This window comes from Streptomyces sp. NPDC087300 (genome assembly GCF_044744425.1).
In the GTDB taxonomy this organism is placed as follows: Bacteria; Actinomycetota; Actinomycetes; order Streptomycetales; family Streptomycetaceae; genus Streptomyces.
Genome location: NZ_JBIUYI010000005.1, coordinates 935,110 through 948,400 on the forward strand (window position 1 = coordinate 935,110; position 13,291 = coordinate 948,400).

General features: G+C 70.4%; 15 protein-coding genes, 1 pseudogene and 1 riboswitch. Of the genes and pseudogenes, 8 read left to right on the forward strand and 8 right to left on the reverse strand.

The genetic code is table 11. From position 1 onward, the window contains the following. Positions 1 to 258 precede the first annotated feature (258 nt). The 5 genes from ACIO9J_RS24535 to ACIO9J_RS24555 all read left to right on the forward strand — a co-directional run bounded on the left by ACIO9J_RS24535 (position 259) and on the right by ACIO9J_RS24555 (position 3,427). Positions 259 to 690, forward strand: coding sequence for a DUF6003 family protein (locus ACIO9J_RS24535; RefSeq protein WP_402003307.1), 432 nt, complete (start codon positions 259 to 261; stop codon positions 688 to 690). A gap of 212 nt (positions 691 to 902) precedes the next feature. Then, positions 903 to 1,724 (forward strand): hypothetical protein, encoded by an 822-nt coding sequence (locus ACIO9J_RS24540; protein ID WP_402003310.1) that lies wholly within the window; start codon positions 903 to 905, stop codon positions 1,722 to 1,724. 152 nt (positions 1,725 to 1,876) lie between these two features. Further along, positions 1,877 to 1,948, forward strand: a riboswitch (cobalamin riboswitch). 60 nt (positions 1,949 to 2,008) lie between these two features. Beyond that, complete coding sequence (locus ACIO9J_RS24545) at positions 2,009 to 2,227, forward strand: CbtB-domain containing protein (protein ID WP_402003312.1); 219 nt, start codon at positions 2,009 to 2,011, stop codon at positions 2,225 to 2,227. A 21-nt stretch (positions 2,228 to 2,248) separates the two neighbouring features. Continuing rightward, on the forward strand, positions 2,249 to 3,010 hold the full coding sequence (locus ACIO9J_RS24550) for a CbtA family protein (protein WP_402003314.1): 762 nt from the start codon (positions 2,249 to 2,251) through the stop codon (positions 3,008 to 3,010). A 102-nt stretch (positions 3,011 to 3,112) separates the two neighbouring features. Beyond that, on the forward strand, positions 3,113 to 3,427 hold the full coding sequence (locus tag ACIO9J_RS24555) for a hypothetical protein (RefSeq protein ID WP_402003317.1): 315 nt from the start codon (positions 3,113 to 3,115) through the stop codon (positions 3,425 to 3,427). Between the two features lie 49 nt (positions 3,428 to 3,476). Here ACIO9J_RS24555 and ACIO9J_RS24560 read toward each other — a convergent pair whose 3' ends face one another. Next, positions 3,477 to 4,052 carry a histidine phosphatase family protein gene (locus ACIO9J_RS24560; RefSeq protein WP_402003319.1) on the reverse strand — a complete coding sequence of 192 codons (576 nt, stop codon included), beginning with the start codon at positions 4,050 to 4,052 and terminating at the stop codon, positions 3,477 to 3,479. A gap of 108 nt (positions 4,053 to 4,160) precedes the next feature. Between ACIO9J_RS24560 and ACIO9J_RS24565 the strand changes: the two genes are divergently transcribed. Then, positions 4,161 to 5,066 (forward strand): alpha/beta fold hydrolase, encoded by a 906-nt coding sequence (locus ACIO9J_RS24565; protein WP_402003321.1) that lies wholly within the window; start codon positions 4,161 to 4,163, stop codon positions 5,064 to 5,066. A 23-nt stretch (positions 5,067 to 5,089) separates the two neighbouring features. On the opposite strand, the pseudogene ACIO9J_RS24570 reads toward ACIO9J_RS24565, so the two are convergent. Together ACIO9J_RS24570 and ACIO9J_RS24575 are read right to left on the reverse strand one after the other, a co-directional pair. Then, a pseudogene (locus ACIO9J_RS24570) lies at positions 5,090 to 5,668 on the reverse strand (GAF and ANTAR domain-containing protein); the annotation flags it as partial. A gap of 28 nt (positions 5,669 to 5,696) precedes the next feature. After that, a complete protein-coding gene (locus tag ACIO9J_RS24575) occupies positions 5,697 to 6,035 on the reverse strand; it encodes an STAS domain-containing protein (protein ID WP_402003324.1) in 339 nt (112 codons plus the stop codon). Between the two features lie 416 nt (positions 6,036 to 6,451). Between ACIO9J_RS24575 and ACIO9J_RS24580 the strand changes: the two genes are divergently transcribed. Continuing rightward, complete coding sequence (locus tag ACIO9J_RS24580; protein ID WP_402003327.1) at positions 6,452 to 7,573, forward strand: PP2C family protein-serine/threonine phosphatase; 1,122 nt, start codon at positions 6,452 to 6,454, stop codon at positions 7,571 to 7,573. Between the two features lie 31 nt (positions 7,574 to 7,604). Here the strand turns inward: ACIO9J_RS24580 and ACIO9J_RS24585 are convergent, their stop codons facing one another. The 4 genes from ACIO9J_RS24585 to ACIO9J_RS24600 all read right to left on the reverse strand — a co-directional run bounded on the left by ACIO9J_RS24585 (position 7,605) and on the right by ACIO9J_RS24600 (position 11,761). Continuing rightward, entirely contained in the window at positions 7,605 to 8,459 is an 855-nt protein-coding gene (locus tag ACIO9J_RS24585; protein WP_402003330.1) for an alpha/beta fold hydrolase, read from the reverse strand. A gap of 62 nt (positions 8,460 to 8,521) precedes the next feature. Next, entirely contained in the window at positions 8,522 to 9,145 is a 624-nt protein-coding gene (locus ACIO9J_RS24590) for a TetR/AcrR family transcriptional regulator (RefSeq protein ID WP_402003333.1), read from the reverse strand. A 93-nt stretch (positions 9,146 to 9,238) separates the two neighbouring features. Then, positions 9,239 to 10,762 (reverse strand): carboxylesterase/lipase family protein, encoded by a 1,524-nt coding sequence (locus ACIO9J_RS24595; protein ID WP_402003336.1) that lies wholly within the window; start codon positions 10,760 to 10,762, stop codon positions 9,239 to 9,241. Positions 10,763 to 10,846: 84 nt separating this feature from the next. Further along, positions 10,847 to 11,761, reverse strand: coding sequence for an MBL fold metallo-hydrolase (locus ACIO9J_RS24600; RefSeq protein WP_402003339.1), 915 nt, complete (start codon positions 11,759 to 11,761; stop codon positions 10,847 to 10,849). 231 nt (positions 11,762 to 11,992) lie between these two features. Here ACIO9J_RS24600 and ACIO9J_RS24605 point away from each other — a divergent pair. Next, a protein-coding gene (locus ACIO9J_RS24605) for an IS5 family transposase (RefSeq protein WP_402003342.1) occupies positions 11,993 to 12,939 on the forward strand; the annotation gives its coding sequence in 2 pieces (ribosomal slippage) (positions 11,993 to 12,392 and positions 12,392 to 12,939; 948 coding nt in all). Here the strand turns inward: ACIO9J_RS24605 and ACIO9J_RS24610 are convergent. Further along, positions 12,936 to 13,274, reverse strand: coding sequence for a hypothetical protein (locus ACIO9J_RS24610; protein ID WP_402003345.1), 339 nt, complete (start codon positions 13,272 to 13,274; stop codon positions 12,936 to 12,938). The genes ACIO9J_RS24605 and ACIO9J_RS24610 overlap by 4 nt on opposite strands. Positions 13,275 to 13,291: the final 17 nt, after the last annotated feature.

Consider the following 13,291-nt stretch of genomic DNA (forward strand, 5'->3'; position numbering starts at 1 on the left):
GAAAAGATCCGGACTCTCGGTCCGTTTCTAAGATACGGACCAGCGGTCCGCTTCGCAAGGTGGTGTCACTTCCCGAACGTCCGTCCACGCGCGTGCGGCCCGCGATCGGGCCAGGCCGGGGCGGCGGAGGACGTCGCTGAAGTCGGGCGCGGGCCGCGCGGGTTGGACGCGGTGGTGGAATGGGCGTCGAGGGCCTCCGGAGGGTTAGCATCAAGGGCCTTCCGGGCCCCTGCACTCGCCTCTCAGAGAGCTCCGACGATGTCTGACGATGCCCTGCTCTTCGTACTCCCCGAAGACCACCCGCGCCTGGGAGCGGCCCTCGCCGCGGTCGGCGAACTGGAATGCGCCGGAACCCCCGCGGTCCACGGCTGGCTGCAGGCCCACGGAGTGCCCGCCGATTCGGAACTGGTCCGGATCGTGCCCGCCGGATTCGAGGGCTTCGTGCCGGAGGACGCCGAGCGCCTGCCCGTACCTCTGAGCGAACAGGAAACCCTGCGGGTGGAACAGGCGTGCTCGCCGCGGTCGGTGACCGACATGGAGACCGAGCTCCTGTCCTTCCGGGAGACCACTCAGGACTGGCGGGCCCTGGTGCAGCGCGCCCTCACGGCGGGCATCCCCGCGCCGCGCATCGCCCGGCTGACGGGTCTTGACCCGCAGGACATCGGCGTGACGGGCGCGCCCGGCGAGTGAGTGCGGGCCGTCCTGGGGGCGGTCAGTGCTCGTCGGCCGCGGGCGCGCGATGCCGCCGCCCGGCGGTCACGGTTCCTCCCGGTCGGGTCCGCCGGGCCCGGCTGATCAGGTGAAGTGGCGCGGCGCGCACGGAGAACGGGGGTTCGGGGGACACCCCGAGGGCCAGACTGCGGAGCCGCCCACCCTTCTCCGTGATGTGAGGAACCCCAGGCATGCGACGTACTCTCCTGGCCGCGTTGACCATGGCCACCGCGCTGTGCGGTCTGCCCGCGACACAGGCCGCCACCGCTCTCCCCGGCGGCCCCCAGTGGGCGGCCGCCGCGCAGGCCGCACCCGAGGAGCACTGCGGCGGCATCCACCGGGTCAGCGGCGGTGGCAACAACGCCAACGTCAGACTGTGCGCGAAGGTCGGCCAGGCCGGCCGGTTCATGAACATCGCCACGGGGTCCAACTGCTGGAACGCGCTGCACAAGTGGCAGCACTGTGACGTCACCGGCCAGTGGAAGATGTTCCGTGACGGCCAGCAGATCGCCGACGGGGCCCTGAACAGCCCCGTGCCCTACGTCGGCCCCGGCACCTACGACGTGGTCGCCGACCTCACCGTGCACGCCCACGACGGGAGCCCCTTCAGCGGAACCCGCCTGCACGACAGCATGTCGAGCTCCTTCACCCTGGCCTCCCAGCGCAAGGACCCGCCGTACAAGGTCGAGGTGACGCCGGGGAAGCGCAGCGAGCAGGGCGAGACCCCCTTCACGTTCACCGTGACCCACAACGGCGGCACCGAGACCCAGGCCGACCTCATGATCTGGGGCCAGGAGATCTCGACGGCCACCCCGGGCTGCAAGACGTACAAGGGAGTCGAGCGCGACGAGCCCAATTTCGTCACCTGCGGGATCGGCAAGGGCGCGACGAAGAAGGTCGACGTGCTGGCCGGGAAGGTGGAGGACTCCGAGAAGTGCGACGTCAAGTGGGAGGTGTCGTGGCTGAGCGGGAGGCAGACGTTCGGCATCGACGACACCATTCCCTGCGGCTGAGGCCCCGCGCCTAGGGGCGGCCGTTTCCTGGGCCCAGGGGCGACGCCATTGCCCGCTTCCAGGGCAGATCTTTGCCCGCCGGCCAGGGACTCCATCTTGGCCATGGACGCGACAGACGATACGTTCAGTGGGTTAACGACGACGGCACGAACGGAAGCCGGTGCAACTCCGGCACGGTCGCGCCACTGTGTGCGGGCGGTCCTCGGACCGCCCGTGAGTCAGACCCGTGGCTGTCGTCCTGTGCACCACCGAGACGGGACGCGAGCTCCCCAGGAGGCCCTGCCATGGCGCAACATGTCGCCCAGCCGACCGCCACCCCCACCGCACCGGCCAAGCTGCCCCTGAAGGACATCGCCCCCTGGGCCGTCTTCTTCGGCGTGCTGATGCTGGTCCTGCTGTACTTCGTCGGCGCCGAACAGGGCGCCACCTCCGTGTTCAGCGGCGCGGAGGTCCATGAGTGGGTGCACGACGCCCGCCACCTGCTCGGCTTCCCCTGCCACTGACCAGAGGGACGCCGCGCGCTCATGAACTCGACAACTGTCCGCAATCTCCTCGTTCGAGGCATGCTCGCCGGCCTGGGGGCCGGCGTGCTCGCCCTGATCGTCGGCTACTTCCTCGGCGAACCCAACGTCGACAGTGCCATCGGCTTCGAGGAGGCCCACGCAGGTCACTCCCACGGTGACGAGGTCGAACTCGTCTCCCGGGGCCTGCAGTCCACGGCCGGTCTCGCGACCGGCATCCTCATCTACGGGGTCGCCTTCGGCGGCATCGCCGCACTCGCGTACTGCTTCGCCCTGGGGCGCGTCGGCCGGTTCGGCCCGCGTGCCACCGCCCTGCTGCTCTCGGGCTGCGCGCTGCTCGCGGTGTACGTGGTGCCCTTCCTGAAGTATCCGGCCAACCCGCCTGCCGTCGGCAACCCCGACACCATAGGCAAGCGGACCACCCTGTACCTGCTGATGATGGTGCTGAGCGTGCTTCTCGCCATCGGCGCGACCATCCTCGGCAAGCGTCTCGCCGCCCACATCGGCACCTGGTACGCGACGGTCGTGGCGGTGCTCGGCTTCACCGCGGTCATCGGCATCGCGTACGCCTTCCTGCCCGTGATCAACGAGGTGCCCGAGCACTTCCCGGCGGCTCTGCTGTGGCGCTTCCGGCTCTCCGCCGTCGCCATGCAGATCACGCTGTGGGGCGGATTCGGGCTGCTGTTCGGTGAGTTGGCCGAACGTCTGCTGCGTCCGCGTGCGGACGAGGCGGCACTCGATCGGGCTGTCGCCACGGGACGCTGACCCGTCCGTGTGTATATGAGGGCCCTCGGAACCATCCGAGGGCCCTCAGTCGTTTCCGAGGCACCCCCCGTCACCGATCTGCCCGACGAATCGAGGAGCCGAGTGGCCAGACAGCTCCAGCCCCACCACATCACCCTCGGCGGTCGCGAAGCGGTGGCCCTCACCGTCGACGAGTACGAGCAACTGGTCGCGAGCCGAAGACAGATCGGCGGCCAGAGCGCGCGCGTGCGCGTCCTCGCCCAGCAGGCGAAGCGGACCGAGCGCCTGGTGCGGGAGCTGGAGGAGCTGGTGGAGGACTGCGCGGGGGACGGCGCCTGCGGTGACACCGCACGCCTGGGCGCGCTGCCGGAGGGGGAGTGTCTGCGGTGCGCCGTCGCCGCGTTACTGAGCCGCTACCGGGACCCGTCGTTCCGCTGAACACGGCCCTTCGCCGACCCCCTCGTCCGGACGGTCAAGTCGGCCTGCCTCAGGGGGAGGTCACCGGACGCCCGAGCCGCACGTTCCACCGTCCGGCCCGACCGCTGAGCTCCGTGACCGTCAGCGGTGCCACGTCGAGCCGCCAGAACGCCGCAGGCGGCGCGCCCGTCGCATGCAGCACCGCGGCGCGTACGACCTCCGGTTCCACCACGGCGACGACACGTCCCGAACCGGCCGCCGTGGCATCGAGCCAGCGCGCCACGCGCGCGCAGACGCCGAGTACCGACTCCCCGCCGGTCGGCGCGTATCCGGGATCGGCGAGCCAGCGGGCCACCGCGTCGGGCTCCGCGGTGCTCACCTCGTGCAGGGTCCTGCCGCGCCAGTGCCCCATCGACATACCGGCGAGGTCCGCGGGTGAGTCCGTGCCGGAGAGTCCGAGCGCTTCCGCCGTCTCCCGGCAGCGCAGGCTGTCCGAGGTGACGACGGTGGCGTCCACGGGCAGGGAACCTGCCGCTGCCCGTGCATCGGCCCGACCCCTCTCGTCGAGCGAGGCCCCGTCGTCGAATCGGGCCTGACGCAGCGAGGCGGTCAGGGCGGGTGAGACCAACAGGACGCGGCTGGTCACCGGGGGGAGCTCCTTCTGACACGGGGCAGTGGCCACAGGTGATCCTTTGGGTAGCCGCCCACGGAGTCAAGCGGAGGCGGTCCTCGACGGATGGGTAGGTGCTCGGCGGTGACCTCGACAACGACGCAAGGCGTCGCGACGATGAGCGACGCGGCGCGGGTGAGCTGGCGGGCGCTCGGGGACAGGAGGGGACAACCACCCGTGGTCCTGCTCCACGGCGGTCCCGGGCTGCCCGACTATCTGGAGGACGTCGCCCCCATGGTCGCGGACCTCGCACCCGTGTACCGCTACGACCAGCGCGGCACCGGCCGGTCCCCGTGGCAGGGATCCCACACGCCGACCCGGCACGTCGACGACCTCGCCGAGCTGCTCGATGCCTGGGACGCGCCCACGGCCGTACTCGTCGGACACTCCTACGGCACCGACCTGGCGAGCCGCTTCTGCCTGAAGTACCCCGAGCGCGCGGCCGGGACGCTGCTGATGTGCGGGCCTTTCGTCGGTGACTGGCGCACCGGGGAACGAGCGGAGCGGAACCGCCGCATGTCCGTGGCGCAGCGGGAGCGGCTGCGCGTCCTGGAGGCGGTGCCCCGTCGTACGGAGGAGCAGGAGGTCGAACTGCTCACCCTGGCCTGGTGTGCCGACCACGCCGACCTCGAACGCGGTCGGCGCTGGGCGGCGCGGGCCGCCCGATGCCGCCGCCCCGTCAACTGGACGATGAACGCCGAACTCGGCGCGGAAGGACGCGCGGACCCGCTCGACGACCACCTCGACGCCCTGCGCGCGTGCCTGCCCGCACGGGCGGAACTCCTCGGCGCACGCCAGGATCCCCGCCCGATCTCAGCACTTGAATCCCTCGCGCGGCGACTCGCGGTTCCGCTGACCCGGATCGAGTCGGCGGGGCACGAACCCTGGCTGGAGCAGCCCGACGCCGTACGCGCGCATCTGCGGCGATTCGTACGAGAGGTCCTGGTCGCGGGGGATGGCGACCGGCACCTCGATCCGCCCCGGCACTGACCGGGCGGGACGCGGAAACGCGGTCAGTCCAGGCCGCCTCGTTCGCACACCTGGCGTGCGACGTCCCGGAGCTTGACGTTCTTCTCCTGCGAGCAGCGGCGCAGCAGGGAGAACGACTGCTCCTCGGTGAGCTGGTGAGAAGCCATCAGGATGCCCATGGCTTACCCGATCGCGTGCCGGGTGGCGACGGCACGCTCCATCTGACCCAGGGTGCGCGCGCTGGACAGGGCGACCGCGGCGTGCGAGGCCAGGAGCCAGCCCGCGGTCTCGCTGTCCTCGGTGAAGGCCGTCGGGCGCCGGGAGTGGAGATTGAGGGCGCCCATCTCCTCGCCCTCGGTGTAGAGGAGGAAGCCCATCATGCTGCCGACGCCCAGCTCGCGGGCCGGCGGCGCGTAGACGGGCCACCGCTCCTGCTCGGCCGTGAAATCCGCGATGCGGAACACCGGCTCCTCGGTACGCCTGCGCGCGGCGTCGAAGCACGGTCCTTCCTGGAGCCGCCCTTGCAGCTCGTCACTGGCGACGACGACCTGGTGCGTGGGGGCGAAGGTCTCCACGTGAATGCCGCGCAGCGTCAGTATGCCGGCGGCGTCGCAGCCCTCGACTCACCACATCCGTGACCCGGCCACGATGTCACGCCACGTGCAGCGCGGTGGGCAGATCGGGGTGGACCTCCAGATGGCCGTCGGCCGCGGTGAGGCGCAGAACACGTCGGGTCAGTGCATGAGGAGCGGTGATGAGCAGCCGGAGCCGCAGCCGGTCGGCCAGCTGCTGGGTGTCCTTCAGGGCGCTGACGCACACGGAGGTGGCGCAGGGGGCACGCAGGTCGACCACGACGGAGCGTGGGCCGCGACAACCGCGCAGCACTCGGTGGAGCTCGGCGCGGAAGTGCTCCGCGTTGGCGATGTCGACGACTTCGTACACCTTGATCACCACGACGTGGTCGGCGACGAGGAAGACCGGAAGCGGCACGAACGACTCCAGAACAAGTGGTGGTCAGGGCAGACAGTGGTGGTCAGGACGACGGCTCCTTCCGGACCACGTCTCCCCGCCGGAAGGGAGCCGCGGCATGAAGGGGCGACTCCCGAGTACCCGTCTCGTGGGCGTTTAAGCGGATTTTCGGCGGAGGGGGACCTTCCTGAAGCGAACAGCGGTCGGGGAAATACGGTCCGCTCCCGGCTTCTCGTATGACGTTCTGCCTGCGGCAAGGCGGGTATAAACCTGAATATGCCATCAGCGCCCGGAAGTTGGCCCTTCCGCTCCTGGCCATAAGAAGTATCGCGGTGATCGCGCGCGATCCGCTACGCAAAGTCACCGACGCGGCGATCGGCCCTTGATATACGCGACTGTTCACCGCGTTCAGGCAATGGAAAAAGAGGGGACGGCGGATGTCCGTGGCCTCACGCACCGGCTGGCTCTGGCTCACCGCGCTCGTCGGCGCGGGCATCGCTGTCGGCGACATCGCCACGGGTCCCGCGACCAGCCTGATCGGGCTGCTGCTCGTGTGCCCGCTGCTGGCCTCCACCCAGGACGGCTGGCGGGTCACCGCGATCGTCTCCGGCGCCGCCACGCTGCTCGCCGTGGTCATCAGCCTGGTGGAGCGCGCGCTGGGTCAGGGCGACACGCAGGTGAGGCTCCTGATGCTGGTCGTCGCCGGCGCGTACGGCACGTGGTTCGCGCACCGGTCCGCCGGCCTGCAACAGCAGTTGGAGAAGGTCGCGGCGGCGGCCCAGCGGGCCATCATCCGGCCGACCGACTTCCGTATCGGCGGCCTCGAAGTCAGCGCCCGCTACCACTCGGCCGCGGCGCAGGCCCACATCGGCGGCGACCTGTACGCCTTCGCCAACACGCCCATGGGCCTGCGGCTGTTGATCGGCGACGTCCGGGGCAAGGGCCTGGCACCCGTCCACCTGTCCGCGGCGGCCATCGGCCACTTCCGCGACGCCGCCTACACGCAGCCCGATCTGCTCGACGTCGTACGGGAGTTGGAGTCCCGCCTGGCATGCGATCTCGGGCCGGAGGACTTCGTCACCGCCGTGATCGCGGAGGTCGATCCGCACCACGTACGCCTGGTCAACTGCGGTCATCACGCGCCCCTGCACCTGCCGGACACGGGCACGCCCACCCTGCTGGCGCCACCGGCACCGACGACTCCGATAGGCCTGGCTCCCGAACCCACGGTCCAGGAGGTGCCCCTGGCGGCGGGCGACCGGCTGCTGTTCTACACCGACGGCCTGGCCGAGGCGCGCGACCGGACCGGTTGCATGCCGGACCTCCAGCTCATCGGCCGGTTGTGCACGGGTGCGCGCCTGGACGGTGCGCTCGACACCGTGATGGCGGCGCTGAACCACCACACCCGGCACAGCGCGGCGGGCGACGACATAGCGCTGATCCTCCTGGAGCCCGTCCACGATCTCGCCCGGAACCCGTCCCTTCCCCAGGACGCGTCGGGCCCTCGGCAGGAGCCGACCGCGGGCGATTCCGACGCTCCCTGGGCCGTAGGGCCGTAGGGAAACCGTTCCTGCCCGGCACCTCAGGACCTCAGGACCTCAAGAACGGAATGAGCGCATCGACAAAGCGCTCGTTGCGATCCCCGACCACCATGTGTCCCGCGTCGACCACGTCGACGAACCGCGCGCGGGGAACGCGGGCGCAGAACTCCTCGGCGGTGTCCTCACGCACCACGTCACTGAGCGCGCCGCGGACCAGGAGGATCGGCACGTCCGCGTGGCGGGCGGCGTCGAGGAGGCGCTCCGCCATCCCCGGCGGGTCCATCCGTCCCTCGAAGCTGTCCAGCAGCCGGGGGTCCCAGTGCCAGACCCAGCGGTCGCCGTGGCGCCGCAGGTTCCTCCGCAGGCCTTCGGGGTCGTACGGCCGCGTGCGGTGCGGCAGGTACGCGGCGACCGTCGTGGCCGCCTCCTCGACGCTGGCGAATCCGTTCGGACGGCGCCGCATGAACTCGATGATCCGGCGCACGCCGCGTGGATCAGGACGATGCGCGACATCGGCGAGCACCAGCGCACGGATCGCCGCCCTCGGCGCCTCACCGGCGGCGAGCAGCGAGCTCAGCCCGCCGAGCGAGGCGCCGACGAGCAGGGGCCGGTCGCCGAGTTCGGCGACGAGGGCCCGTACGTCATCGGCGAACAGTCCGAGGTCGTAGTCACCGTCGGCCGACCACGCGCTGGTGCCGTGTCCGCGCAGGTCCGGAGCGACGACGCGGTAGCCCAGGGCGGCCAGTCGGGGGCCGGTCCGCGCCCAGGCGTGGCGCGTCTGGCCGCCGCCGTGCAGCAGGACGACGGGCGGGGCGGTGGCCTCGCCCCAGGTGTCCGCCGTGAGCGGGACTCCGTCATGCCCCTCGAAGGTGCGGGTACGTGGCGGGGCCGCGGCCGCACCCATGGCTGCCGGGCTTCCCGTGCCCGGCGTATCCGTTGCGTCGGTCGAGCCCGTCGCGCCGTCCGTCATGCCGAGCCCCGGGTCAGGAGCGGCGCGAGCAGTCGGTCGCGGTGGGCGTCCGCGGCCGCCGCGGCGAGCGCGACGTCCAGGGCGAACAGGGCGTGTGCCAGGAACCGGTCGTCGTCGATCAGTCCGGCGACCCACTGATGCAGGGCGCCCACGCACGAGGTGGCGACCGTGGCGGCGAGCGCGCCGGTGTTCACATCAGTGCGCAGGACCCCCTGCGTCCGCGCCTCTGCCATCGCCTGACGGAGCTGGCCGAGAGGGCTGCGTACGAGTACGAGACCGCTCTCCTCCCAGCCGCGCACCATGCGACGGGACACGACCGGGTCGTCCACGAACAGTCCTACGGTCGACCGGACGACCTCACGCGGATCGCCGTCTCCCCGTACCGCCAGGCGGCGTTCGAGTTCGTCCATGAATCCTGCGGCGAGTGCCTCCCAGATCTTCTCGCGCGGTCCGATCAGGTTGTACACGGTGGCAGGGGAGACCTCCGCCCGCTCGGCGATCCGCTCCGTGCTGATGACGGATTCCGGGCCGTCCCGCAGGAGTTGACGCGTGGCGTCGAGGATCCGCCCACGCCGCAGCGCCTTCCGCTGCTCGCGCAGCCCGCCTTCGACCGTCTGCATGCGCACACGCCCTTCCGTGAATTTCTGGAGAGGTCTCTAAAGTTAGAGAGGTCTCCAGTGAAGGGCAAGGGGTGGTCGCCCAGCGGTGAGGGTTCAGGTCCAGGCGCGTCGTTCCTCGCTGCGAGGGTCGCGGATCTGGGCCCATTCGGCGTCGATGCGCATCGTGGTGCGGTGCTCGGCGTCGTAGGGGTCCCAGCCCGGGGCGCCCGTGGTGGCGAAGCGGATCCATGTCTCGTGCATGCGGGCGGCGAGTTGAGCCGGGGGCTCGGCGGGGCCCAACAGGGCTGATGGGCCGTGAAGTTGGGGGAGGTGCGTGAGATCGAAGACGAAGGGGAGCTCCATCGTGTGTGTGGCGCCCAGTTGTCCGTCCAGGGCCGTGGAGCGCCAGGCGAATGCGTAGGCGTAGGCGGTGGATTCGGCGCGGGCGGCGTGGGCCTCGGTCAGGGCCCATGTGCCCGCGCCGAACAAGGTGTCGCCCAGGATGGTGGACCGCAGCGCACCGAGCGATGCCGAGGGGCGGCTCGCGCGGTACGTCGCGATGAGCCGGTCCGGGTCGGGATGCGAACGGGCCGCGATGCCCTCGACGTCGGACGCCGTCGAGGTGGCGTACTTGTTCACGGGGGCCAAGTAGAGATTGCCTTCTTCGGCGTTGGTCCCGATGAGCAGGTCGACGCCCGAGCCGCGACCGGCGGCGACGGACCGGGCGGGCTGGGTGTCGAGGACCAGGCTGAAGGGGCTGAGTCCGGCCAGCGGGTCGCGGTGCGTGTCGGTTCGCAGGTCGATGCCCGCCAACTGCGAGGCCGCATGGACCAGCCGTTCGTCGGAGACGTCGGCGAAGCTGTCCACATGCGGCTCGATGCCCAGAACCCGGGCCGCTGCCTCGGTCACCCGGGTGGCCTGCTCGGCGGTGAACGCGCCGAGCCCGCTGCCGCTCTGGACGATCGCCCGGTGGAACAGACCGCCGGCCTCAGGCGTGGCGAGGACGGCGCCGACGATGGTCGCCCCGGCGGACTGGCCGAACAGGGTGACGTTGTCGGGGTCCCCGCCGAAGGCTGCGATGTTCCGCCGCACCCAGTGCAGGGCCGCGATCACGTCGAGCAGACCGCGGTTGGCCGGTGCGCCGGGGATGTCGAGGAACCCGGCGATGCCAAGGCGGTAGTTGAGGGTGACGAGGGCGACGCCGTGGCGGGCGAAGGCGGACCCGTCGTACAGCGCGGAACGTGTCGAACCGGCGACGAAACCGCCGCCGTGGACGAACACCATGACCGGGCGGGGACGCCCTGACGGTGAGGGCGAAGATGAGGGCGCGGGTGCGGGGACGGGCGTGAAGACGTTGACGGTCAGGTAGTCCTCGCCTCGGCTCCAACCGGCGCCGAAGTAGGGGGACATGTCCACGCTGCCCAGATCGCGTGGGGACTGGGGCGCGTTGGGGCCGGGTTCGGTGGCGTCGCGTATGCCGTCCCAAGGCGCGTGCGGCCGTGGTGGGGTGAACCGGTCGGCGCCGCGGGGCGGGGCGGCGTAGGGGATGTTGAAGTAGGTGGCGGTGTCGTCGGCGTGACGCCGACCGCGGACGGGCCCCTGCGCGGTGGTCACGACGGGGGCGGGGTGGTGGTGCACGGGAGGCCTCTCCTGGGGTGCGGCGGCTTCAGCCCTGTCCTGGGGGCGGGACGCGGAACGTCGTCACGGCTCGGTGTACGGACGTCAGCCTTGATCGGCGTACGGGGTGAAGGGGGCCCACCCCTTGATGGCGAACGCGTTTCCCTCGCGTACGACTTCGGCGGCGCCGTGGCCGCCCAGGTGCGCGGGGATGACGAGTGCGTTGTCGTCGGCCGCCTGGCCGAGCACCGTGCGGCGGGTGGCGCGGGCGCGGGCGGGGTCCTCGCAGAAGCAGCTGTTGGCGTCGGGTTCGACGATCTGTACGGGGTTGTGCAGCATGTCGCCGACGAACACCGCGCGGTCCGTGCCGGAGGCGAGCGTCAGGACGGAGGAGCCGGGGGTGTGGCCGGGGGCCGCGTCCAGACGCAGGTTGGCGTCGATCCGGTGACTGCCCTCCCACAGGAGTGTCTGGCCGGCCTGGTGCACGGGGGCCACGCTGTCCTCGAACACGTTCTGATTTCCGCGCCCCAACAGCGGCTTGTGGCCGTTCTCGGGATTCCAGAAATCGAAGTCTTCCTTAGGGATCAGATAGGTGGCGTTGGGGAATGTGGGAACCCACTGCCGCCCGTCCAGGTAGGTGTTCCAGCCGACGTGATCGACGTGCAGATGGGTGTTGATGACGATGTCCACGTCTTCGGGCTCGACCCCGGCGCGGGCGAGTTGAGCCAGGAAGTCGGTGGAGAGGTGGCTCCAGACGGGCGAGTACGGACGCTCCTTGTGGTTGCCGACCCCGGTGTCCACCAGGATGGTCCGGCCCTCGCTCCGCAGCAGCCAGGTCTGGATCGCGGAATTCACTATATTGGTCTGGGAGTTGAGGAAATGCGGCGAAATCCAGTCGCGATTCTCCTCCCAGGTCTCCGCGGGGACGTGCGGGAAGAAGGTGTCGGGCGACATGTCGACGGGGCCGTAGTATTCCCGGATTCGGGTGATGGTGACGTCGCCGAGCTCGATCTGTTCCATGGGTTCCCTCAAAGGTTGGGAGGTTTCCTGGAACGGAACGTTATGAGCGGCCCCGGCCTGTGCGGTATCAGTCAGGTGACTGCATCCAGGTAATTGCATACAGGCGACTGCACCGATACGACCGATACGTAGGCACACGCCGGCACGGGCTCTCAGGGGTACGGCTAGGTCGTTTCTGATGGCTCTTGCTGGGTTGGGTGGATCAGTGCCGGCGCCGGGCACGTGGGTCATATGGTGCGACGTCATGAACTGACTGACGCGCAGTGGCGGAGGATCGAGTCGCTGCTGCCAGGGAACGGCGGCCCGGGCGGGCAGTGGGCGGATCACCGGCGGGTGATCAACGGTGTGCTGTTCCGGGCCCGCACGGGGGTGCCGTGGCCGAATCTCCCAGAGCGATATGGGCCGTGGCAGACCGTTTATGAGCGCCATCGGCGCTGGTCGGCGGACGGGACCTGGCAGCGGATCCTGACCGAGCTGCAGATCGACGCCGATGCAGGTGACCCGGATGGTGCCCTCGCCCGGTCCGCAGACAAAGAGACCGAGTGGGCGGTGAACATCGACTCGACCTCCTGCCGTGCTCATCAGCATGCGGCCGGGGCCCGGCACCGGCCACCGCTTGACTTCCCGCAAAAGGGGGCGGGGCGCGTGTGGAGGCAGATGGACGCGAGGCCCTGGGACGTTCCCGGGGCGGACTGACCAGCAAGGTCCACTTTCTGGCCGATGACCGGGCCCGGCCGCTGGTCTGGGAGACTTCACCTGGCCAGCGGGGCGACAACCCCATGCTCGTGCCCGTCCTGGAGCATCTGCGGGTCTACCGGCACGGGCCCGGACGCCCCCGCACCCGCCCGGACCGACTCCGCGGCGACAAGGCCTACTCCAGCCGTGACACCCGCGCCTACCTGCGCAGGCGGCACATCAAAGCGACGATCGCCCAGCCCGATGACCAGCGTGAACACCGTCGCCGGCGAGGCCGGAGCGGCGGCCGACCTCCGGCCTTCAACACGGATCAGTACCGGCGCCGCAGTGCCGCCGAACGCTGTGTCAGCAAGTGGAAACAGTTCCGTGCGGTCGCCAGCCGCTACGACAAACGCGCCTACGTCTTCAACGGCACACTGACCGTCACAGCAATGGTCATCTGGCTCCGCGACGTCGTCCAAGAACCATCAGAAACGACCTAGGCCCAGGCGACGGCCACGACCACCGCGGCCGCCGTGAACGTAGCCACGGCGTAGAAGGCCCAGGCGGCTCTGGTGCGCATCCCTATCAGTGCGACGAGCGCCACCAGGACGTCGAGGGCGAGTTTCACGCCCATCTTCGCGTGCGGCACCGGCAGGTCGAGGGAGAGGCGGGTCCAGATGAGGCCGGCGCCGGTGGCCAACTGCACGACCGCGCTGGTCACCATGTATCCGCCGGTCACGGGGTCCTTGCCGCGCAACTGGTAGAAGATGCCGCCCAGAATCGCGGCGAAGCCGAAGAGGTGGAAGACGAGGAACGTGTGCCGGAGGATGTTCATGCCAGTGGTCCTTCTGT

What these genes read in the sequence shown, in the direction of transcription:
- ACIO9J_RS24535 (WP_402003307.1), top strand. Translation starts at nt 259, where the DNA reads ATGTCTGACGATGCCCTGCTCTTCGTACTCCCCGAAGACCACCCGCGC.
- ACIO9J_RS24540 (WP_402003310.1), top strand. Translation starts at nt 903, where the DNA reads ATGCGACGTACTCTCCTGGCCGCGTTGACCATGGCCACCGCGCTGTGC.
- ACIO9J_RS24545 (WP_402003312.1), top strand. Translation starts at nt 2,009, where the DNA reads ATGGCGCAACATGTCGCCCAGCCGACCGCCACCCCCACCGCACCGGCC.
- ACIO9J_RS24550 (WP_402003314.1), top strand. Translation starts at nt 2,249, where the DNA reads ATGAACTCGACAACTGTCCGCAATCTCCTCGTTCGAGGCATGCTCGCC.
- ACIO9J_RS24580 (WP_402003327.1), top strand. Translation starts at nt 6,452, where the DNA reads ATGTCCGTGGCCTCACGCACCGGCTGGCTCTGGCTCACCGCGCTCGTC.
- ACIO9J_RS24585 (WP_402003330.1), bottom strand. Translation starts at nt 8,459, where the DNA reads ATGGGTGCGGCCGCGGCCCCGCCACGTACCCGCACCTTCGAGGGGCAT.
- ACIO9J_RS24590 (WP_402003333.1), bottom strand. Translation starts at nt 9,145, where the DNA reads ATGCAGACGGTCGAAGGCGGGCTGCGCGAGCAGCGGAAGGCGCTGCGG.
- ACIO9J_RS24600 (WP_402003339.1), bottom strand. Translation starts at nt 11,761, where the DNA reads ATGGAACAGATCGAGCTCGGCGACGTCACCATCACCCGAATCCGGGAA.
- ACIO9J_RS24610 (WP_402003345.1), bottom strand. Translation starts at nt 13,274, where the DNA reads ATGAACATCCTCCGGCACACGTTCCTCGTCTTCCACCTCTTCGGCTTC.